The organism is Tateyamaria sp. GN1-10, assembly GCF_055693845.1.
Genome location: NZ_JBVFUR010000004.1, coordinates 1,464,210 through 1,483,315, shown reverse-complemented (window position 1 = coordinate 1,483,315; position 19,106 = coordinate 1,464,210). Strand labels below are relative to the sequence as shown.

Below are 19,106 nucleotides of genomic sequence, written 5' to 3'. Positions count from 1 at the left end.
GATCGTCCGGCGTTGCATCTAGAAACCATGAAACAGAGCGCCCTGCCCCTTGCCGCCTTGCTGGCTGCCGTGACCGCTGTGCCGACCCTGGCCCAGGGTCGGTATGACAACATCGTTCAAACCGAAGTGCTGCAGGGTTGGGATTTGCCCGATGGCCGTCGTTTGGCAGCGGTGCGCCTGGTTCTGGCACCAGGTTGGAAAACCTATTGGCGGGCGCCGGGCGATGCCGGCATTCCGCCGCATTTCGACTGGTCACGTGCCCGCAACATCAGTGCCGTTGGTCTGAACTGGCCAACCCCGGATGTGCATGTCCAGAACGGAATGCGGTCCATTGGCTATACCGAGCAGGTGGTGATCCCCATGCACATCACCCCCGCGAAGCCGGGCAAACCAATACGCCTGCGCACCAAGCTGTCCATGGGCGTCTGTGCCGATGTCTGCATTCCCCACGAGGTATCCATCGATGCGCTGCTCGACAGCCCGGACCTGAGCCCGACCCCGGCCATTGTCGCCGCGTTGGCTGACATGCCCTATTCTGCGGATGAGGCCGAAGTGCAATCCGCCACCTGCCGCTTGCGGCCGACCAACCATGGGATGCAGATCGAGGCCCGTATCGACCTGCCGCACACCGGCGGAACCGAGGTCGCAGTGATTGAATCCGGCGTGCCGGATGTATGGGTGAGCGAGGCCGCGACAACCCGCAGCGGCAACACCGTCGTCGCAGTAAGCGAGATGATACATACCGAGGGCGGCGCTTTTGCCATTGATCGGTCAAACGTGCGCATCACCATTCTGGGCGGAAGCTATGCCGTGGACGTGCGCGGCTGCACGGCTGGTTAGACCGCGCGGCGGCGCATGATCTGGAAGGTCAGCGCCGCCAGCACATAGGCCACAAGCCCCAAAACCATCACCCCAGCCGCAAACAGGGCAAATGCCATTGGCACTGCGTCGTTCTCCGCCAGTTGCGGCAACATATCTGTCAGGTAAGGCGGCAATGCGCCCGTGACGAAAGCATAACCCATCGTCGTACCGAACCACCCCAAAACCGCTGCCCAAAGCACCATGAAACCCCAGCGGACCGACGCGGCTGGTGATCCCAGCCCACGCCGCATCGCTTGAATCTGTCGTGCCACGTCGTGTTGCACGGCAACCAGCGCCGGCACCACGAGCAGCACCAGCACCATGCCAAAGCCAAGCCCGTAGACCAGCGTGACAACGGTTGGCTTCAGGAACTGCGCCTGTTGCGATGTTTCGTAGAGCAGTGGTGTCATGCCTAGAACCGTTGTCAGCGTTGTGAGCATGACGGGGCGCAACCGGTCTGCCGCGCCGTCGATGATCGACGGAAACAGGCCGCGATCCTTGGCATAGTCGTCAATGGTTGTGACCAGCACGATGCTGTCATTGATGATGATGCCCGTCATTCCAAGCAGGCCCACCACCGTGAACATGCTTAATGGTATGTCCCACACGCTGTGGCCATAGATCGTGCCAACGAGGCCAAAGGGAATAATTGCCATCACGACAACTGGTCGCGTCCAGCTTGCAAACACCCAGGCCAAAACAAGATAGATACCGGTCAGGCACAGGATCAGGCCCGTCAGGCTGTCATTGAGAAATTCGTCTTCCTGTTCGCTGAGCCCCGCCTTGCGGAAATCCACCTGACGTTCGGCGGCGATGTTGGGCAGAATCTCTTCCTCAAGGGCCCGGTTGATCTCGGTCGCGCGGGCGGGGTCATCTTCCGAGATGTCGCCCGTGACGGAAATGAGCCGAACACCGTTCTCGCGCCGGACGGTCGAGAAACCGGTGCGGCGTTCGACACTGACAATGTCCGCCAGTGGGACGTATCCGCCATCGGGCGTGCGCATCTGGGTGCGATCCAGGAAATCGGCGGTCAGCTCGTTCTCTGGCAGCTCTACGCGGATCTCGGCGCTGCGGGGGCCATCGGGAAAGGTTGCCGCTTCGATCCCGTTCAGCCGGTCGCGCAGGGCGCTGCCGAGCGTATCGATGGTAAAGCCAAGGGCCTGCCCCTGTGCCGTGAGGTCGAGGATCAGTTCTTCCTTGTCATAGGCGAGGTTGTCTTCGACCGCACTTACCTCGGGATACTGCAACAGCGCGCGTTTGAGGTCTTCGGATGCCGCCTTGAGCGTGTCGGTGTCGTTGCCAAAGAACTGCACATCCAGCGCATCCCCACCCGGTCCCGACCTCCAGCCTCGGAAACTGACGGTTTCGGCCAGGGGGTGATGCACAACTGCATCCTGCAAATCGGCCACGAACGCGAATGAGGAATAGGGGCGCAGGTCGGCGTCGATCAGTTCGATCGAGATGCCGCCAAGCAGATCGGTGTCTTTGGACTCTGTTCCCGACAGCCCGCGGCCCGCGTTGCCGCCGATCTCTGCAATGACGTAGTCGATAGGGTTGCGGCCATAGCGTTCTTCATATTCGGCGCCGAGCGCTTCGGTTGCGCGCTGCATTTCCTGCATCATGGCACGGGTATCGTCGCGGGCGGCACTTTCGAGCATTGCAAAGTTGCCAGTGACGGACCCGCGTTCGGGCGCGTTGAAAAACCGCCATTGCACGTCGCCTTGGATGAACAGCGCCACCTGGCTTGCCAGCACCACGCAAACACCCGCCAGCACCACATAGCGGGCGGCAATCACACCAGCCATCATGGGGCGGAACAGCTTTTCGCGCATCCACTCAAACCCGTGGTTGACGATGACCGACGGCGTGTCGAGCCCCTTCGCCCCCATGCCCGCGACCCAATCCACCTTGAGGCGGCGAGGGGACAGCAGGAAGATGATCGCAAGCACAGTCGGGCCAGCCAGCAGGTAGGGCCAGACATCCCAAGCCGTTGCGATGCTGCCGGACCAGATCACATATCCCGCGGCACCGGAGATCACAGCAGACAGCACAGCAACGCTCAGCACCGCCACGCCAAGTTTGATCCGGCTAAAGCGCGGTTTGTCCGATGCGGCCAGCGCATGCCCCATGTGATGCGGCAGGATCAGGAAACATTCAACAAGCGAGGCCAGCAACACGGCAATCACAGTCAGGGGAATGTCGCGGATCAGATCGCCAAAGCGTCCGCCGACGGCGACCAATCCGAAAAAGGCGATAACAGTCGTCAGCGTTGCTGCAAAGACCGGCATTGCCATACGGCGAGCCGCGTTTTCAGCTGCAGCCATGGGCGCTTCACCAAGCGCCCTGTGGCGATGATCGGCATGCTCACCCACCACGATGGCGTCATCGACGACAATCCCCAGGGTGATGATCAACCCAAAGAGTGACACCATGTTGAGTGTCAGGCCACCAAGGAACATCAAGGCGATGGCTGCAAACAGGGCCGCCGGAATGCCTGCCGCCACCCAAAACGCCGTGCGTGCATTCAGGAAAAGAAACAGCAGGCAGATTACGAGACCCAGTCCAACAATAGCGTTATCGACAAGGATATTGAGACGAGCTGAGATGGCCTCGGCCCGGGTGCGGATCAAATCTACGGTCACCGAAGGAGGTAATGTGGATTGTAGTTCAGCCGCCACCTTTTCCACCTGCGCCTGCATGCCAATGGCATCGCCATTGTTGGTTCGGTCCACACGGATCGACACGGCGGGGTTGGTTCCCACGAAATAGCTGCGGTTGCGCGCCGCACCCAGCTGCGTGACGGTTGCAACGTCACGCACACGCAGCTTGGATCCATCCGGGTTGGACCGCAGCACGATGCCTGCAATCTCTTCCGGTGTGCGTTTTTGCGTGCCGGTGCGCACGCGAGCATTGGCGCCTGACACGTCGCCTGCCGGGTCAGTATCAACCTCTGCGTTGATCGCTTGGGCGATCTCGGACATCGTGACTTCGTTCGCGATCAGAGACAGCGACGGCACTTCGACCAGAACTTGGGGCGCGGCAACGCCGCGGATCGTGGTGCGCGTGATCCCTTCAGCAAAGAGGCGCACAATGAATTCATCGGCAAACAGCCCGAGCTGCTGAGGGTTCACTGGCCCGGTAATCACCACATCGGTCACACGGTCGCGCCAAGCGCCACGGCGCACCGTGGGTTCATCTGCCTCATCCGGCAAGGTTGTGACGCCATCAACCGCCGTTTGCACATCGTCCGCGGCGCGGCCCATATCCCAATTCGGTTCGAACTCTAGCGTTACGGTGGCTGACCCTTCGCGCGACCGGGACTCTGTGCTTTCAACACCTTCAACTGCCAGCAGTACAGGCTCGAGAACCTGAACGATGCCTGCATCGACATCTTCGGCCCCAGCCCCGTCCCAAGCCACGCTGACCGTGACATTGTCGATGATCACATCGGGAAAGAACTGGGCCCGCATGTTGGGCATGGAAGCCACACCGGCCACGAGCATCATCAGAAGCAGCAGATTGGCAACGGTGCGGTGGCGAACAAAGTAGCTGAGGATCCCCCCGCCGCCTTGGGGATGTCGCGCACCATCTACCCGCCCATCCGGCTTTCGAGCCGCGCAACCATCTGTGCAGGCACACGCGCTTCACTCAGGCTGGCCAACGCACGCTCCTTGGCCGCTGCTGGCATGCGTTCGTTCGCCTCCACAAAAGCAACAAGCCGGGCGCGGCGTTCATCGGTCAGCTCAAGCATCTCAGGTTCAACCGATACTTCAGCCTGATCAGCACGTAAGGGCCGCACCGAGATTCCGGACCCCAGCAAGGGCGAGCGGGCTTCGACCACGTCACGACCAACAATGTCAGGGCTGCGCACCAACACATCGTCGCCCTGACGGCGCAAAAGCTCGACTTCAACGGATTCAAGCCGGTTGTCTTCACCCAGTACCAAAACTGTGTTCGCCGCATCAATGGCAGAGGCCGGTAGGCGCACCACCTCATCCAGCGGCGGTTCAGACACCACAACAGTCACAAAGTCACCGGGCTTGAATCCCACCGCACTGTCGAGGCGAGCAAAGATCAGGCGCCCGGTCTGCATGTCACCACCACCTGCGCTGGCGCGGCTGACGGTTCCGGTGGCTGTCAGATCAATACCAACGACATTCAGTGTCGCCGTCATCGGTGCAGACATCACGCTGCCATTGTCCCCAAGCAGTCGAATATATTGCGCGGTTGAGAGGCGAAACGCCACCTCCAGCGCGTTTGGATCAATCAGCGCCGCAAGCTTTTCATTGCTTGACACAAGGCGGCCCGCAACAAGATCGGTTTCGTTCAGCGTGCCATCAAACGGAGCCATAACCGTTGTATCGTCCACCGTGCGCTGTGCTTCGTCCAATGCGATGCGGGCGCGGGCAAGGCGTGTACGACCCTGGTCGATCCGTGCCTCGGTCGAGGTGACAACCTGCCTGCGGGCCAGCACCGCCTGACGGGCGGATGATGCGGCCAGCTCGGCCTCTTCCACAGCCGCCGCCGTGCCCACGCCACGTTCGGCCAGATCAACCTGCCGCTGGAAGGCCCTTTGGCGCAGGTCGGCCTGATCTTGCGCTGCCCGCTCTTCGTCCCGCGCCAGGACAAGGGCCCGGTCGGCATCACGCAATTCGGCTTCGGCATCCATCAGATCCGCATCGGCACGTGCCAATGCCGCCTCGGCATTTGCAGGGTCGATACGCACAAGGACCTGGCCCTGCTCGACCTCCCCGCCGTCTTCGAACACGTCTGCCAGTTCGATCACCCGGCCCGACGCAGCGGCGCGCAATTCCAGCGTGCGGCGGCTTTGAACCTCTCCGAACGCCTCAAGCACCGGGGTTTCGGTACCAGCCTCGGCCCGCACGACCCCAACGGCAAAAACCCGTTCGCGGGCCGGTGGCGTGTTTGCTTCGCGCGCCAGCCGTTCCTGCACAGCCCCACTTACGATGGACCCTGCATAGGCGAGCAAACCAAGGGTAAGTGCCGCAAGCACAAGTCCGATCAGGCTTTGCCTTAAAAATCTCATTCTTTCACGCCATTAACCGCCCCGATGGGATCATATCACAATTTAGTGGCGCCCGGGAAATGTCCAAGCAACAAAGCTGTTACGTAAGCGACGGCTATTTCCGTCGCTGATGTTCGTCGAGGCGCGTCAGTATTTCGACAAAGTTGCAGGGGCGGTGCCGATAGTCGAGCTGCCGACCCAGGATTTCGTCCCATGCATCCTTGCACGCCCCCGGGCTGCCGGGCAGTGCAAACAGGTAAGTTCCGTTGCAGACGCCACCCGTGGCGCGGCTTTGCACAGCGGATGTCCCGATCTTTTGCATCGACACGATGGTAAACACGGTGCCAAAGGCGTCGATCTCTTTTTCGTAGACATCCCTGTGTGCTTCGACAGTCACATCGCGGCCGGTCAGGCCCGTGCCACCGGTCGACAATACAACGTCAATCTCAGGTTCATTACACCATCTACGGAGCTGATCGGCGATCTGCGCGCGCTCATCAGGCAGTATCTTGCGGTCAGCCAGCGTATGACCGGCATCGGTCAGTCGCCCCACCAGCACGTCGCCCGAACGGTCTTCGTCCAGGCTGCGCGTGTCGCTGACCGTCAGCACGGCGATGCGGATCGGAATAAAGTCGATGTCGTCGTCAATGCGGCTCATGGGCGGGCTCCGGCAAGGGCAACTCGGGCGGCCAGGGCTCCAAAGACACCGGCAGTGATCCACCGCAGCACACGTTCGATGATGGGATTGCGCGCGAGCGCACGGCCAAGCCCACCGGCAGTAAGCCCGACGCCAGATTTCACGGCAAAGCCCAGAACGGCAATCGTCCCGCCATAGATCAGAAACTGCGGTAGGATGGCACGCGCCGGATCCACGAATTGCGGAATGAAGGCAAGGATGAAGAGGATCACTGACGGGTTCGACAGGTTCACCACCAGCCCGTCCCGAAACGCCCGCGAAGGGCGCACGGGCCGGGTGTTTTCACCGACAAGCGGCGACATCAGCGTCTTGATCGCAAGATAGAGCAGGTAGGCGACCCCAACCCAGCGCACCACGCCAAAGACCCAAGGGGCTGCAGCCACCAGCGCGCCAAGACCCAGGCCAGCAAGACCCGCATTGATGAAAGCCCCCGACGCGATCCCGGCAGAGGCTGCAACCGCTGGCCCCTTCCCGCCCCGCAAACCCTGCGCCATGGCGAACAGCATGTCCGGCCCCGGTGTCAAAACCAGCGCAAAGGCCGCAGGCAGAAAGGTCAGGTAAATGATGGGGTCGATCATTTGGTGTCTCTCAAATGCGCTTGCAGGCTGAGCAGATCGGCCCATGCCTCACGCTTGGCAGCCGGGTTGCGCAACAGGTACGCCGGGTGGAACATGGGCAGCGCAGGCTTGCCGCGCGCCTCGGTCCAATTGCCCCGCAGGCGGGTGATGCCGCGTTTGCCCAGAAGCGCCTGACAGGAATGGTTGCCCACGACAACCAACACGTCAGGGTTCGCCAGCTCAATGTGCCGGTGCAGGAAGGGCTGCATCATTGCCACCTCTTCCGGCTTTGGATCGCGGTTCTGCGGCGGACGCCAGGGCAAGACATTGGTGATGTAGACACTCTCGTCCCGGCTGAGATTGATTGCGGCGAGCATTTTATCAAGCAACTGACCCGCCCGCCCAACAAAAGGTTTGCCCTGAATATCCTCATCGCGGCCCGGCGCCTCACCCACGATCATCACGCGGGCGCCCGCGACACCATCTGAAAACACAAGGTTGCGGGCGCCACGCTTCAGTTCGCAGTGATCATAGGCGGCAAGCCCCGTACGCAGGCTATCCAGATCCGTCGCCGCTGATGCAACCTGCTGCGCGACTACAACCGGGTCGACCGTGTTTTGATGGATCGGCACCGCAGGCGTTTGTGCGGCAGCCGGGACCTTTGCCACCTTCGGCACTGTTGCGGGCACGTCGTAGCGGTTGACCGGCGCATCGGCGATGCACTCGTCCGCGCCCAGCTCAATCTGCCACGCCAGCGCCGCGAGGGCACCATGATATTCCGCCGATTCCATGGCGCGATCCTACGCGCGCCGCACACGAACCGGAATGCCTATTCCGTGTTCCACAAATATGCCAACCCAACCGCTTGCCGCGCCGCATGGTGGGCGCATATAAGCGCGGGGACACGCCAAGGGATCGCCATGACCTTCACCCACCGCCACCTTCTGGGGATCGAACACCTGCGCCCCGAAGAAATCGTCACCCTGCTCGATCTTGCCGAAGAATATGTGGACCTTAACCGCGCCGCCAAAAAGCACAGCGATGCGCTGGCCGGTCTGACCCAGATCAACATGTTCTTCGAAAACTCCACCCGCACGCAGGCCAGTTTCGAACTGGCGGGCAAGCGGCTGGGTGCGGACGTGATGAACATGGCGATGCAGGCCTCGTCCATCTCGAAAGGCGAGACACTGATCGACACCGCCATGACGCTGAACGCGATGCATCCTGACCTGTTGGTGGTGCGGCACCCGCATTCGGGTGCTGTGGACCTTCTGGCACAGAAGGTGAATTGCGCGGTTTTGAACGCGGGCGATGGGCGGCACGAACACCCGACCCAGGCACTGCTGGACGCATTGACGATCCGCCGGGCCAAGGGACGGCTGCACCGGTTGAACATCGCGATTTGCGGCGACATCGCCCACAGCCGCGTCGCCCGGTCGAACATCATCCTGCTGGGCAAGATGGAGAATCGCATTCGCCTGATCGGCCCACCCACGCTGATGCCCGCAGGCATCGCCGAGTTCGGTGTCGAGGTCTATGACGACATGGCCGAAGGGCTGAAAGATGTCGATGTGGTGATGATGCTCCGCTTGCAGAAAGAACGCATGGACGGCGGATTTATCCCCAGCGAGCGCGAGTATTACCACCGTTTTGGCCTGGATGCGGACAAGTTATCCCATGCCAAACCCGACGCCATTGTCATGCACCCCGGCCCCATGAACCGCGGGGTTGAGATTGACGGAACACTGGCCGACGATATCAACCGTTCAGTCATTCAGGATCAGGTCGAAATGGGTGTCGCCGTGCGCATGGCCGCCATGGACCTTCTGGCCCGCAATCTGCGCACCGTTCAGGGAATGGGGGTCGTTTGATGGAAATAGTCGCCGGCCTTCAAGCCATTTCTGAAACGCTGAAGATCACAAAGGAACTGCGAACAATCGACGACAAGATGGCCGTCGCCGATCTCAAACTTCGCCTTTCTGATGTCGTGGACGGCTTGTTGGAAGCCAAGGAAGCCTTGCAGAAGGCCCGAGAGAAAGAGCGTGAACTCCAAGAGTGTATTAGACAATTGCGGGAAGAGCTTGATCTAAAGGCGAGATTGGAAGACGACGACGGATGCCTTTTTGAAATTGGCAATGACGGAAATCGCTTGGGAATGCCTTACTGCAATCTCTGCTTTGTCAGGGAAGAAAAATTGTTCCGTCTTATTCACGTCCCGTATTCGCCGGGATCACCTCCCGATGCAATGGTGATCTTTCCCGAGACCCGAGAACACTTCCGCTGCCAAAACTGCGGAAAAGACTTCGGTTATGCCCTCAAAAAATGAAACGCTTGCGCCACTGATGTTACCTTTTGTTGCAATTCGATGACCAACGAGTTTCAGGTATCACCCAATGAACGTGGCGTGATCCGCGTCTTTGCGCTGTCCATGACGAACAAGGAGGCGCAGGCGCTCAAGGACGATCCGGAGGCGATTGATGCCGCACTTGGGGCATCGGTTGACGCCGAGCAGGTCGAGGTGTTCCCCGTCTCCGACCTCGAAGGGGTTGGCCTTGTTGGCTATCTGGTTGAGGGCAACGCGGTGCCGCCCGAGCAACTGTCGCCCGACCGGACCAAGCTGGAAAAACTGGGTGGCTGGGTGATGATTGTCTTTTCGCTTGCATTCGGCGATCGCGAAACGGTGTTGGAGCCGGCCCCGACGCTAACGCTGATTGGCACATACGGCGAGGTCCGCACCGACTGGCGTGCGACTGAAACGGTCGAAGCGGACAGTGCCAAACCCTACTCGGCCCCGTCCGAAACCGTGAAGAAAAAGCCATCCGACGCCGCCATGTCCGGCCGGATCGCCATGATTGCCTTGCTTGTTCTGGGCCTTCTGACCTGGCTGATGATCCGGATCGGCGGATAGCTTACGCACTGCGGCAGCGCTACCGGGATTTTGCAATCACCCTTCGGGCTTTCTCCAAACTGAGATGTGGCTTTTGCTCAGATGCGTGAAGGGCGTCTTGTCCCAATCGGCCCACCGATGCTCCAGCTCCAAACCCGCCAATTGCGCCATAAGGTCCAACTCGGACGGCCAGACATAGCGAAACGGGATCGACAAATGTTGATGCTGATCGCCTTTCATCCAGACATGATTGGATGTGTAGCGCTGCGTGGCCAGATCGTAGTCATCCACACCAAAATGATCGCTGCTGCAGGCAAAGGCCATCTTGGTCTCACCAAATGGAATACGCTGCAAGGGCGGCACGCGGGTTTCAATCAGGAACCGCCCGCCTTTGTCCAAATGCCGTGCGGCGTTCTTGAAACACGCGATCTGCGCCTGTTGTGTGACAAGGTTGTCGATCGTGTTGAACACAAGGAAGACAAGCGAAAAATGCCCGGGCACCTGGGCGGAGGTCATATCACCAATCACCACATCCATCGGCGGTTCGGTTTCTTTTTTGCGAAGCTCGGCCACCATGGCCTTCGACAGCTCGATGCCCTTCACGTCGTGGCCCGATGCCAGCAAGGGCAAAGCGATGCGCCCCGTTCCGACGGCAAATTCAAGCACGCTGCCCAACCCCGCCAGACCCTTGAGGCACTCAACCGTCCGCTCAATCAACGTTGGATCGTCACCGCCATGATCACGGTCATAGCTTTCCGCTACGGTGTCACCAAAGTAGCCATCTTCGTCCATTCTGATCCTTCACCCCGCAACCCGCGCGCGCCGTTCCTGTGCACTGCATGTTAGCAGGTCAACGCACAGAACGCAGGGCATCTTTCCTCGAAACGCGTTGAGAGTGAGCCGAGCATCACACCGCGCAGGATTGGACTGAACCCGCCGTCTGAACATCAAGGCTCAAAAGGCGTGCGGCTCTCCTCAATCCCCTTTGCGCGGTTTGCGAGGGCCCCCTTTTGCAACCACCTCCTCAACACGCTCGGCATAAGCGCGGCGTTCCTCGTCGGACATGGCAGCGACCCTGTCCAACCATTCGTCCTGCGCAACACTCTGAACTTGTTCAACGCCACGCGCCTGCCGTTCAAGAATGGCTGTAACGGCCGCCCGGTCAAACGTGTCTGCCTTCAGCAAGGCCACCATCTCGCCATAGACTGCACGGCGTACGCCACGACCAGGCAGGTCCCGGTTGCCCCGTACAACACCGAACACAGCGCGCCGGTCTTCTTGTGGAAGTGCAAGTACATAAGGCATCGCATAGCCCATGCCCGGCCCTTTGCCGCCCAACGGTCCGCCGCTTAGGAAGACACCTCCGACAAGGCCCGCGATGCCGAGGTTGATCGCAAGGGACAGGCCCAGCAGGATTTTCACCCAGACCGGGCAGCGGCGCTCAATTTGTGTGTCTGCCATGCTTAGCCCTCCTCCAATGCCCAGCCAAAGGCATCAAGGCCCAGGTCGGTGTCGTAGTAGGCCTCGTCATAGCCAAGGGTCCAAAATGCATCGACACCCGTGTCGCCAACCGCGCCAAGGCCAATGACAAAGCCGGTCGCGGTTGCAGCAACCAGCCCGCTTACAGCCCCCCACCCCCCGATGCCGCGAACAATCTGCTGCCACCTGGGGGTCACCGCCACGCGACCGCCGGGGGCTGGCAAATGCAACTCGGCGTCGGCCAGCACCCGGGCCACCAGATCGCCCGAGGGATCGGGCACCGGCAGTGCCGCAAGCTCGTCCAGCATCTGGTCGATCCCGTTGGGATCAGGCTTGTCTGGTACCACTGTCATATCCATCATCCTTCATATCCAAGGGCGGCCACCCGCCCCTTCAAGGCCGTTGCAAGGGCGCGCTTTGCCCGTGCTGTCAGGCTTTCCACCGCCTCTACGCTGACACCCAACTGCTCCGCAATCTCGGGGTTCGATACCCCTTCGAAATGGCGCAGTGTCAGGGCCAGACGCTGGCGTTCTGGCAAATCTGCAATCGCGACCCGCAGCGCGGTATGACGCGCATTGTCCTGCAACGTTGCCTCCACACCCGGTGCAGGATCTTCCGGCTCGGCCACATCATCCAGCGCAACACCGCCCCGGCGGCGTCTTCGCAACCGATCCGTGCACAGGTTGGACACGACGCGGTACAACCAGGTCGACACCTGCGCCTCTCCGGTCCGCCACTCCGGCGCAATGCGCCACAATCGCAACATCGCGTCCTGGACCACATCCTCTGCCTCTGACCTGTCGCCCAGCATACGAAAGGCCTGCGCGTGCGCGCGCGGTGCCAACCGAACGGTCAAGGCGCGGGCCGCACCTGCATCTCCGCGCGCATAGCGGGCGAGCAAGGCGGCGTCATCCTCCTCCGGGCGTGCGTCAAGCGGCATCGTCATAACTCCGGCAACCTGCCCGGCCCTGCCCCCATGAACAAGGGGCAGGGCCTGCGCCCTTAGTTATTGTCGCGCGGCTTGCGGCCACCCTTGCGCATCTCTGCACGGGCCTGTTCGAACTCTTCGTGCGAAATCCCGCCGCTGTTGTCGGCATCAAGACGTTCAAACATGCGGGCCGGATCACGGCGATTGTTCTGCATTTCCTCAGGCGACAGCTTGCCATCCTCATTGGCGTCCATACGGGACAGGATACGCTCCGCCCGGGACTTTGCGCGCTCGTTGGCGCTTGCTTCCAGCTCGGACACCGAAAAGAACCCATCGCCATCTGTGTCAGCCGCGGCAAAGCGTGCCTGGCCGATTGCCTGCATTTCCTGCAAGGTCACTTCGCCACTGCCATCTGCATCCAGAGCGGAAAAGTCAGGGCCACGATCGCGGGCCATGGCCGACAATGTGGTAAGCCCAACCGCCGCTGCGGCGATGGCTGCAATGAATGTGCTGCGTTGCATAAGGTATACTCCGTTTTTTGCCTCAGGTCCGGCCGGTTGATCCCGCCGTCCTATGCAACCTCAAACGGCACGTTCCGCACATTCCGTCGAAAAAAAATAACAACTGCCGAGTCGCACCTGACGTGGAACGCGACATCGGGACGCAAGGACAGATTGCGGCATTCCGTTTTGTGTGATGCGCCCCCATGTTCCGCAAGCTTCTAGAAAGGCAGATGCCATGCAGACCGAGCAAGCAACGATTGCAAATGAAGTCCAGCGGCCCGTGCGGCCGGCGCTGATGCGTGGCTGGAAACGCAAATGCCCGCGCTGCGGCAACGGAAGGCTGTTGAAGGGTTACCTGAAACTCGCCGACACCTGCCCGGTGTGCAAGCTTGACTACACCCATGCGCGGGCTGACGACGGCCCTGCGTACCTGACAATCCTGCTGGTCGGACACTTGATGGCGCCCCTCTTGCACATAGTGTTTGTCCATTGGCGACCCGAGCCGCTGGTGCTGTTCACGATTTTTGCAGTTGGCTGTGTCGGCTTGTCCCTCTACCTTTTGCCAAGGCTCAAGGGGGCCATCGTCGGGTTTCAGTGGGCACGGTCGATGGGCGGCTTCGGCCGCGCCGGGTAGCACCTGCACCCTGGCGCCGACATCGGCCAAAGGGGTAATATGACCACAATCGACAAGACCCAAATTCGGAATGCATCTACAGTCATCGTGCTGCGTGACAGGATGACAACGCCCCGTATCCTCATGGGACAGCGCGGGGCCAATGCAGCGTTCATGCCCAACAAATTCGTCTTTCCGGGTGGTGCGGTCGACGCAGGGGACCACGCCATACCGCTCGCGTCGACGCTCTTGTCGCCGAATGACACGCGTCTCGCAGAAGATGGTGAACCGCATCTCGGCCCAGCCCTCGCCACAGCGGCGATACGCGAACTGTTCGAAGAAACCGGGCAGATCCTCGGACAACAGGGCAACTGGCCGGATGCGCCCCCTGATTGGGCACAATTTGCATCCACCGGGCACCGCCCCCACGCCGCCCCGCTACAGTTCGTCTTTCGCGCCCTGACCCCGCCCGGCCGCCCGCGTCGCTTTGATGCCCGGTTCTTTCTGATCGACGCGCAGGACATAGCCTCCGACCTAGACGACTTCAGCCGCGCTTCGGACGAGCTGTCGCATTTGCAGTGGATCGCCCTCGACGATGTCCGTGGTTTTGACATGCCGTTCATCACCGAAGTGGTTTTGGCCGAAATCGCGGCTCGTGTGACGGACCCCACTCCACCGGCAAGTGTGCCATACTTCAAGAACAATGATGAAGAGAGCCTGTTCCTTCGCCTGCGCGGCCATCCCACGGCGGACTAGATCGCAAGCACCAGCAACAGGATGGACCCGAGCAGAACGGCCATGCCAATCCACTCCCGAGACGTAATCGCCTCTCGGAATAGCAGCACACTGACCAGCGCACTCATCACCAGTTCGATCTGCCCGACCGCTTTGACGTAGGCCGCACTTTGTAGCGTGAAGGCGAAGAACCAGCAAAACGATCCGGCCATCGACATCAAGCCGACCCAGACCGCAACCTTGCGCGCGTTCCAAACTGCCCGGACCTGACCCGGATCACGCCACCGCAACCAAAGAACCATGGCAACCGTTTGCATCGCGGTCACGGCGGCCAGCGTCAAACCTGCCCGCGCAATGGGGTCATCCAGCCCGAGGCTGAGCGACGCCCCCCGGTAGCTGACCCCGGACACGGCAAACAGCAGACCTGCCGCCAGTCCCAGCCCGGTCGCCCGGTTTGCCATGTCTCGCCAGTCCCAACGCACAGGCTCGGGCGGGGCGGACAGCAGCAGAACTCCGACAAGACCCAGGCCGATGGCCGCGAAGCCCAGCCAGCTGACCGCGTCCCCCAACACGATCCAGCCCACCAGGACGGCTTGGATAACCTCTGTTTTCTTGAAGGTGATGCCGACTGCGAAGTTGCGTGCCTTGAACAGGCTGACCGTGGCCACCGTCGCAAGGATCTGCGCCAGCCCCCCGACGACTGCGAACATCCAGAACAGCGGTCCAAACGTTGGCCACACCCCGTCCGTGCTGCGCATGTACAGCATGATCAGAACGGCAATGAGCGGAGCGGAATAAAGAAACCGGGCAAGCGTCGCGCCCGACGCGCTCAGGGTGCCAAGGGACAGTTGCCGCTGCAACATGAACCGCAGCGTCTGAAACATCGCCGCGGCGACAGAAATGGGGATCCAAAGGGCCATGGCCCTCTATGGCGGCTCAGCGGTCCGAGGACCAGAGCGGATGCGGCACCGGATCTTTTGCACGCAGGAAGTGCCGGACAAACACGTCCCTGTACGAGGCATAGCGATACCCCTCGTTACAGGCCAAATACCGGTCGCGGTTGGCCCGGTAAAGCGCGGGCAACCGGTACCACGGCACGCGCGGGTGCATGTGGTGAACAACATGGAAGTTGTTGTTCAGGAATAGAAAAGCCAGCAGTCCGCGATCTTCAACAATCACCGTGCGGCCCCGTGCGCGCTCATGCGCCTGATGCTCAAGAAAGGTCCGGATTTTCAACACGGACACTGCCGCGTAGCAGGCCGTCAAATAGACCCAGATCGGCATGGGGCTCAACCAAACGATGCATAGAACTGCGAAAACGCCCGGCAGATGCACCAACCACCCACGCAACACCTGCGCATCACCAGCCCGGATCGCCCGCCAATCCTCTCGCATGAAACTGACCTGCGCCAAGACTGGCCCCAACAGCATGCGCCCCGCAAGCGTATTGTTCAGCGCCAACAAGCCGCGCAACGGGCGTGCCATCTGCCGCCACAAAACCGGGTCAACATAATTCGTCTCGGGATCATCATACGGATCGGTCAGGTTCGCATCCTGATGGTGGGCCAGATGCGTGTCACAAAAACGGAGGTACGGGATAAACAGCCCCGGATTGACGATCACAAGGGCCTCGCTTGCAACCCGGGACGGAAACGGATGGCCGTGCAGCACCTCATGGGTCAGCGATGCATGCAGAACAAGGGCGAACACCAGTACACTCCACGCCCACCCCACCGGCAACACCAGGAGGGCCAGACTCCACAGCGCAACACACACCAGCCACAGTCCCAAGGTGATCCACTCGACTTGCATCGGGCGATCAAAAGGCAAGCGTCGGGACGACCGGCGTGAGGGCATTGGCAAAGGCTCCGGGAAGGGATGCCCGAACGCTATCGCGATCCCGTACCGCTGCGAATTCCGAATTGAGTTAACAATTTTGCCAATTGTTGATATTTATCACAACATGCCTGAAATTCTCGACAAACGCCTTCGAGCATCCCAATTCCGCAACCGCTTGGCCCGCGCCATGCAGGACCAGAACATGTCGCAAAGCGCGCTGGCCCGTCACATCGGCACCGACCGATCCACCATTAGCCAGGCCCTCGGTGATGATGGCGCGCGGCTGCCCGGCGCCCAGGTGGTCGGCGCCTGCGCCCAGGCGCTCGGGGTCTCCGCCGACTGGTTACTCGGCCTCTCCGATCGCCCCGAAAGCGCAGCAGCGTTAACCGCGGCCGCGCTTACGTGGACTGAAGCCCCCCGCGCCCTGATCGACGAACGCATCTTCTCATGGCACCAGGAAGCGGCGGGTTACAAGATCCGGCACGTCCCTGCGGGCCTGCCGGACATGCTTAAGACCCAAGAGATGTTAGAATGGGAATACGGCCCCCACCTCGGGCGCACCACCACGCAAGCCATCAACGCCTCCCGTGATCGGCTGAACTGGATGCGCGCGGCACAATCAGACTACGAAATCGCGCTGCCTCTGTATGAACTGCACAGCTTTGCCGCAGGGACCGGCTACTACGCAGACCTGCCGACAGACACACGACACAGCCAGCTCGACCAGCTGCTCGACCTCAGCACCCAGCTCTACCCAAGGCTGCGCATCTACCTCTTTGACCAGCGCATGCTCTACTCGGCCCCGATCACCATCTTCGGCCCTCTGCTCGCAGTGATCTACACCGGCGGCCACTACATGGCCTTCCGCGACCGTGAGCGGATCGAAACACTGTCCCTGCACTTCGACACGCTGATCAGGCAAGCCGCCATGACGGCCCGCGCCCTGCCCGATCACCTAGAAAGCCTGCGCAGCTTGATCCGCTAGCGCGGCACCCCCGGGTCGGCGGGCGGGCGCCTTTGCCAAAGGCAAACAGAGCCGCCCGACGATCACCCCGTCAGGGCCGTTGGCCCACCGCGCGCCCTGCCCCCTCCGGCACAGGCAAATCCGCATGAGCCGCAGCCACCCGCTCCAGTGCCGAAACAATCGCAGTGGCAGGTTCGGACGGGCGGCGGGTCTCAAGGCTCACATGCAGCAGGAAATGCTCTCCCGTCGCCAAAAGCCGCTCGCCCTCATACATCTCGTGGAACAGATGCAGCTTCTTGCCAGCGCCTGCCAAAACCTGTGTGCGCACCTCGATCACCTTGCCCGCATGCACCTCATCCACATGACGAATATGCGTCTCGGCCGTGAAGTAGCTGCCGCCTGTCGCAATGTACTCCGCATCGCAGCCAATCATCTCCATGAAACGGTCCGTCGCATCGCCAAAGGCCTGCAGATACCGCGCCTCGTTCATGTGACCGTTATAGTCGGTCCAATCCAACGGCACGGCCCTATGCACGGTCAGGATAGGTGCGGACACATCCTCCAGATCGTCGGCATGCGCCACCAGAACAGTGCCCTCGCGCAACAGCGCCTCGTGGGCGTTCATCACGGCACCCGCGCCCCAATCATTGACCTTAAGCGCGCGCATCATGCCCACAAGGTTGTCATCCCGCACCTTCAACATCTCGGCAATCGTCATATGCCCCGATTGCGCATCCGATTGACCAGCAATCAGATCCACCAATTCGTCGGTGAATTCCGGCACGTCCATCAACTTGGTCCAGGGCCATTGCAGGGCCGGTCCGAACTGCGCCATGAAATGGCGCATCCCAGCATCGCCGCCCGCAGTGCGATAGGTGTCGAACAGCCCCATCTGCGCCCAGCGAATGCCAAAGCCCATGCGGATCGCCTCATCAATCTCCTCGGTTGTGGCAACACCATCCTTGACCAGCCACAGCGCCTCGCGCCAGACCGCCTCAAGGAACCGATCCGCAATATGAGCGTCGATCTCCTTGCGCACACGCAGGGGGAAGTGGCCCAACGACCGCAGAATACCCTCGGCCTTCTCAACCAGCGCCATGTCCGTCGCCCGCGACGGCACAACCTCGATCAACGGCATCAGGTAAACAGGGTTGAACGGGTGACAGACCATGATCTGCGCGGGCCGTGCCGCGCCTTCCTGCAACTCGCTGGGTTTAAAACCACTGGTCGACGAGCCGATGATCGCATCCGCAGGGCACGCCGCTTGCAGATCCGCCAGCACCTTGTGCTTGATGTCCAGCCGTTCCGGCACGCTTTCCTGTATCCACGTCACGTCAGCGACCGCCTCGGCCAGATCAGCGTGAAAGGTCAGCCGCCCCTCTGCGGGCAAGGCTACATCCGTGAGGCTCGGCAACGCCCGCCGTGACTGCGCCAACACCGGGGCCAGCTTCGCCTCGGCGTCCGGGTCTGGGTCAAACACCCGCACATCCCACCCGTTCAGCAGAAACCGCGCGGCCCAGCCGCCACCAATCACACCGCCGCCGATGATCGCCGCTGTTCTTACTGCACCGTTGCCCATGTTTCTGTCCGATATCCGTTGAAGTCCAAAACCTGTTCTGCCGCGCGGATCTGATCTGCCCGCCGCTTTCCAACGCGCGTCACAACAAAACCGAACCGGCCGTCGGGATCTCCCAATGCCGCCGTGTTGTGATCGGGGTCGATCCATAAGACCCACAGATCGCGCGTGGTCGTGTCTTCGTAGGTGACCTCTAAAATACCGCGCCCAAGTGGCTTCACCCGTCCGTCACGCGTTGCCCCCGTCTCGCTCAACTCCTGCCATAGACCGTCGGCAACTTCGAACCCTGCCAGCGCCCACTCCCCAGCGCCCGCCCTTTCGACCTGCCACCGCCCGTCAAACCGCGCCTCTTCGAACCGGCTGATGGCGCCGATTGGCACGGTCGGGTTGCGCAGCAATTGAGGATCATTCGAAGGCGCAGGCGAACAAGCAGCCAGCCAT

The 19,106-nt window shown here is 61.2% G+C and carries 21 protein-coding genes; 7 read left to right on the top strand and 14 right to left on the bottom strand.

Annotated elements, in window-relative coordinates; genetic code table 11:
* Positions 1-27 precede the first annotated feature (27 nt).
* On the top strand, positions 28-840 hold the full coding sequence (locus ACZ1HN_RS09040) for a protein-disulfide reductase DsbD domain-containing protein (RefSeq protein WP_472727257.1): 813 nt from the start codon (positions 28-30) through the stop codon (positions 838-840).
* Here ACZ1HN_RS09040 and ACZ1HN_RS09035 read toward each other — a convergent pair.
* The 5 genes from ACZ1HN_RS09035 to ACZ1HN_RS09015 all read right to left on the bottom strand — a co-directional run bounded on the left by ACZ1HN_RS09035 (position 837) and on the right by ACZ1HN_RS09015 (position 7,932).
* Complete coding sequence (locus ACZ1HN_RS09035; RefSeq protein WP_472729299.1) at positions 837-4,364, bottom strand: efflux RND transporter permease subunit; 3,528 nt, start codon at positions 4,362-4,364, stop codon at positions 837-839. The genes ACZ1HN_RS09040 and ACZ1HN_RS09035 overlap by 4 nt on opposite strands.
* 86 nt (positions 4,365-4,450) lie before the next feature.
* Positions 4,451-5,908: an efflux RND transporter periplasmic adaptor subunit gene (locus ACZ1HN_RS09030; RefSeq protein ID WP_299705716.1), complete on the bottom strand. Its 1,458-nt coding sequence runs from the start codon at positions 5,906-5,908 to the stop codon at positions 4,451-4,453.
* Between the two features lie 94 nt (positions 5,909-6,002).
* Positions 6,003-6,545, bottom strand: a complete 543-nt coding sequence (moaB, locus tag ACZ1HN_RS09025; RefSeq protein ID WP_472727256.1) for a molybdenum cofactor biosynthesis protein B — start codon at positions 6,543-6,545, stop codon at positions 6,003-6,005.
* A complete protein-coding gene (locus ACZ1HN_RS09020; RefSeq protein ID WP_299204864.1) occupies positions 6,542-7,162 on the bottom strand; it encodes a LysE family translocator in 621 nt (206 codons plus the stop codon). Before ACZ1HN_RS09020 ends, moaB begins: the two co-directional genes overlap by 4 nt.
* Entirely contained in the window at positions 7,159-7,932 is a 774-nt protein-coding gene (locus ACZ1HN_RS09015; RefSeq protein WP_472727255.1) for a uracil-DNA glycosylase, read from the bottom strand. The genes ACZ1HN_RS09020 and ACZ1HN_RS09015 overlap by 4 nt, the downstream gene beginning before the upstream one ends.
* Positions 7,933-8,061: 129 nt before the next feature.
* Between ACZ1HN_RS09015 and ACZ1HN_RS09010 the strand changes: the two genes are divergently transcribed.
* Genes ACZ1HN_RS09010 through ACZ1HN_RS09000 form a run of 3 tightly spaced genes read left to right on the top strand, consistent with a single transcriptional unit; the run spans position 8,062 to position 10,049 of the window.
* Positions 8,062-9,012: an aspartate carbamoyltransferase catalytic subunit gene (locus ACZ1HN_RS09010; RefSeq protein WP_472729298.1), complete on the top strand. Its 951-nt coding sequence runs from the start codon at positions 8,062-8,064 to the stop codon at positions 9,010-9,012.
* Positions 9,012-9,467, top strand: a complete 456-nt coding sequence (locus tag ACZ1HN_RS09005) for a hypothetical protein (RefSeq protein ID WP_472727254.1) — start codon at positions 9,012-9,014, stop codon at positions 9,465-9,467. The genes ACZ1HN_RS09010 and ACZ1HN_RS09005 overlap by 1 nt, the downstream gene beginning before the upstream one ends.
* Before the next feature lie 39 nt (positions 9,468-9,506).
* Entirely contained in the window at positions 9,507-10,049 is a 543-nt protein-coding gene (locus ACZ1HN_RS09000; RefSeq protein ID WP_472727253.1) for a hypothetical protein, read from the top strand.
* A gap of 36 nt (positions 10,050-10,085) precedes the next feature.
* Here the strand turns inward: ACZ1HN_RS09000 and ACZ1HN_RS08995 are convergent, their stop codons facing one another.
* The 5 genes from ACZ1HN_RS08995 to ACZ1HN_RS08975 form a co-directional block, all read right to left on the bottom strand.
* Positions 10,086-10,820 (bottom strand): class I SAM-dependent DNA methyltransferase, encoded by a 735-nt coding sequence (locus tag ACZ1HN_RS08995; protein WP_472727252.1) that lies wholly within the window; start codon positions 10,818-10,820, stop codon positions 10,086-10,088.
* Positions 10,821-11,003: 183 nt separating this feature from the next.
* Positions 11,004-11,489 carry a periplasmic heavy metal sensor gene (locus ACZ1HN_RS08990; protein WP_472727251.1) on the bottom strand — a complete coding sequence of 162 codons (486 nt, stop codon included), beginning with the start codon at positions 11,487-11,489 and terminating at the stop codon, positions 11,004-11,006.
* 2 nt (positions 11,490-11,491) lie between these two features.
* Positions 11,492-11,860 carry a hypothetical protein gene (locus ACZ1HN_RS08985; protein WP_472727250.1) on the bottom strand — a complete coding sequence of 123 codons (369 nt, stop codon included), beginning with the start codon at positions 11,858-11,860 and terminating at the stop codon, positions 11,492-11,494.
* A gap of 5 nt (positions 11,861-11,865) precedes the next feature.
* The gene (locus ACZ1HN_RS08980) at positions 11,866-12,453 is read right to left on the bottom strand and encodes an RNA polymerase sigma factor (protein WP_299204846.1); all 588 of its coding nucleotides are present in this window, start codon (positions 12,451-12,453) and stop codon (positions 11,866-11,868) included.
* 56 nt (positions 12,454-12,509) lie between these two features.
* Positions 12,510-12,956 carry an EF-hand domain-containing protein gene (locus ACZ1HN_RS08975; protein ID WP_472727249.1) on the bottom strand — a complete coding sequence of 149 codons (447 nt, stop codon included), beginning with the start codon at positions 12,954-12,956 and terminating at the stop codon, positions 12,510-12,512.
* Between the two features lie 217 nt (positions 12,957-13,173).
* Here ACZ1HN_RS08975 and ACZ1HN_RS08970 point away from each other — a divergent pair, with 217 nt between their 5' ends.
* Complete coding sequence (locus ACZ1HN_RS08970; RefSeq protein ID WP_299705739.1) at positions 13,174-13,572, top strand: DUF983 domain-containing protein; 399 nt, start codon at positions 13,174-13,176, stop codon at positions 13,570-13,572.
* A gap of 39 nt (positions 13,573-13,611) precedes the next feature.
* Positions 13,612-14,307 carry an NUDIX hydrolase gene (locus ACZ1HN_RS08965; RefSeq protein WP_472727248.1) on the top strand — a complete coding sequence of 232 codons (696 nt, stop codon included), beginning with the start codon at positions 13,612-13,614 and terminating at the stop codon, positions 14,305-14,307.
* Here the strand turns inward: ACZ1HN_RS08965 and ACZ1HN_RS08960 are convergent.
* Both ACZ1HN_RS08960 and ACZ1HN_RS08955 read right to left on the bottom strand, forming a co-directional pair.
* On the bottom strand, positions 14,304-15,206 hold the full coding sequence (locus tag ACZ1HN_RS08960; protein WP_472727247.1) for an EamA family transporter: 903 nt from the start codon (positions 15,204-15,206) through the stop codon (positions 14,304-14,306). The two genes, ACZ1HN_RS08965 and ACZ1HN_RS08960, sit on opposite strands and share 4 nt — an antisense overlap.
* A gap of 16 nt (positions 15,207-15,222) precedes the next feature.
* Complete coding sequence (locus ACZ1HN_RS08955) at positions 15,223-16,098, bottom strand: fatty acid desaturase (RefSeq protein WP_472727246.1); 876 nt, start codon at positions 16,096-16,098, stop codon at positions 15,223-15,225.
* A 151-nt stretch (positions 16,099-16,249) separates the two neighbouring features.
* On the opposite strand from ACZ1HN_RS08955, the gene ACZ1HN_RS08950 reads away from it, so the two are divergent.
* On the top strand, positions 16,250-17,110 hold the full coding sequence (locus ACZ1HN_RS08950; protein WP_472727245.1) for a helix-turn-helix domain-containing protein: 861 nt from the start codon (positions 16,250-16,252) through the stop codon (positions 17,108-17,110).
* Between the two features lie 70 nt (positions 17,111-17,180).
* Here the strand turns inward: ACZ1HN_RS08950 and ACZ1HN_RS08945 are convergent, their stop codons facing one another.
* Both ACZ1HN_RS08945 and ACZ1HN_RS08940 read right to left on the bottom strand, forming a co-directional pair.
* On the bottom strand, positions 17,181-18,668 hold the full coding sequence (locus tag ACZ1HN_RS08945) for a carnitine 3-dehydrogenase (protein ID WP_472727244.1): 1,488 nt from the start codon (positions 18,666-18,668) through the stop codon (positions 17,181-17,183).
* Positions 18,650-19,063, bottom strand: a complete 414-nt coding sequence (locus ACZ1HN_RS08940; RefSeq protein ID WP_472727243.1) for a lipocalin/fatty acid-binding family protein — start codon at positions 19,061-19,063, stop codon at positions 18,650-18,652. Before ACZ1HN_RS08940 ends, ACZ1HN_RS08945 begins: the two co-directional genes overlap by 19 nt.
* Positions 19,064-19,106: the final 43 nt, after the last annotated feature.